The sequence below is a fragment of the Microcoleus sp. C2D2 genome, from assembly GCF_036702495.1.
Classification (GTDB): Bacteria; Cyanobacteriota; Cyanobacteriia; order Cyanobacteriales; family Microcoleaceae; genus Microcoleus.
The window spans coordinates 1-1,796 of the sequence record NZ_JAUBTO010000368.1 but is presented as its reverse complement, the minus strand read 5'-3'; the positions used below and the strand labels follow the sequence as shown (position 1 = coordinate 1,796).

Below are 1,796 nucleotides of genomic sequence, written 5' to 3'. Positions count from 1 at the left end.
GCAAAAAGCAATGGAAACGAGGAAACTTTTATATTTATGGAGTCGTAGAGCCAGCAACAGGTGAACAATATTATCAAGAATTTCCTAGGCTCAATTACAACTGTTTTCAAGAATTTTAAAAGGGATTTGGTCAAAAATACGAGCGAGAATTTCCATCTAATTATCATGGATAATGGTAGGTTCCATAAAGCTCTATTACTAGACTGGGATGACCATGTAATGCCAATATATTTACCAGCCTATAGTCCTGAATTAAATCCGATTGAAAGATTGTGGGAGCATACAAAAAAAGACCTCAAGTGGGAAAATTATTCGAGTTTAGATCAACTCAAAGAACAGGTAAATAGAATTATCAAATCTCTCACTAATGAAGAAGTTTTATCTCTCTGTGGTTGGGACTATATCCTTGAAGCTATATTAAGTGCAACTTCATAGTAAATTGGTATTAGTGTGGGTTGGTATCCAAATGCCATCTCTGGCTGAAATTTGGCAACTATATCTGCGTCGTTTTACCATCGAGCATTGGTATCGGTTAGTTAAACAAACCTTACATTGGACGGCTCGCCGAAGTTGAGTACCCCAGAACAGTGCTCTCGATGGAGTGATTTGATGCCTTTACTAACCTGGCAATTATGGTTAGCTAAAGATGTCGTCAGACAAATTCGTTTGCCCTGGCAAAAGTCTCTGCCTGAATTGACCCCGGTCAGGGTTGCACAATCAATGCTTCCACTTTTAATCAAGATTGGGACTCCCACTGTTGCTCCCAAACGTCGAGGAAACTCGGATGGATGGCAAACGGGAAAACCTCGCACCCGAAGATGCCGCTATCCTGTGGTCAAAAAGGGTAAAGGTCGGTTCCAAAAATCCACAAAATTCGTAAGTTAACCTTGAGAACCTCTCGCTGATTAACCATTTTTTCCACTCAGCTCATGCTGAGTCAATTTGTGCTTAGTCTAAACTCCAAGAGACCAGAACTAGGTAGCTTTTTTTTTCAAAAGTATCAGGAATTAAAACAGGAAAAACCCGAACAGTAAAATCTGTAGTAGGGTCGCTCAAAATTACCGACAACCAAGCCAAATATTTCGGATTAAAATCTCATACTCAACGAGCGCCCGATGATGGAAAAATGTGCTCTTTTAATCAGTGCCAATGAATCTTATCAAAGAGCCGAAGAAGACTTAGAAGAGTTAACCGGGATTAAATTTTCTCAGAGCACATTACTCATATTAGTAAATAGACAAGAATTTGAATGGCCTACCTCCAAACAAGGTGTACAAGAAATTACATTATACCAATTTTATAAAGTCCTGCTACATATAGAGCCTCTAAAATAAATTTCCATCCCGTCAAAGAAGTAATAACTTCCAAGGTCAACTTATTTAACTCTTTTTTCACCGCCACTCTCAACTCTTCTATTTGGTCAAATCTCAACCATTTCAATTGTTCTTTTATATATCCCCACAGTCTTTCTATTGGGTTTACTTCCGGACTGTATGCGGGTTGAAACAGTAAAATTACATTTTCTGGTATGCTAAGATTTAAAGAGTTATGAAATCCGACCTTATCTAGTTGAATTATATGTAAATCCTCCGGATACTCACTGGCAAATAGCTCTAAAAATTTCTCAAAGCCAACTGTGTCTAAGGAATGAAAAATAAATAACTTAATGAATTATTCAGGTTGGGGTACGGCTCGATAATTCCATTTGGGCAAATATTTGTCAAAAACAATTTGCATAGTATTTTTGAAATTATCAGCCACCTTTCGACCAGTCTTATAAACTTTATTAAGGATAT

Annotated in this window: 2 protein-coding genes and 1 pseudogene; 2 read left to right on the top strand and 1 reads right to left on the bottom strand. The window is 37.5% G+C overall.

Going from position 1 to position 1,796, the window contains the following annotated elements:
* Positions 1–60 precede the first annotated feature (60 nt).
* Together QUB61_RS39245 and QUB61_RS39240 are read left to right on the top strand one after the other, a co-directional pair.
* Positions 61–435, top strand: coding sequence for a transposase (locus QUB61_RS39245; protein ID WP_333136855.1), 375 nt, complete (start codon positions 61–63; stop codon positions 433–435).
* A gap of 518 nt (positions 436–953) precedes the next feature.
* Positions 954–1,289, top strand: a pseudogene (locus QUB61_RS39240) (ISKra4 family transposase); the annotation flags it as partial.
* Here QUB61_RS39240 and QUB61_RS40370 read toward each other — a convergent pair.
* Positions 1,282–1,656 (bottom strand): transposase, encoded by a 375-nt coding sequence (locus QUB61_RS40370; protein ID WP_445300641.1) that lies wholly within the window; start codon positions 1,654–1,656, stop codon positions 1,282–1,284. The pseudogene QUB61_RS39240 and the gene QUB61_RS40370 overlap by 8 nt on opposite strands.
* Positions 1,657–1,796 lie beyond the last annotated feature (140 nt).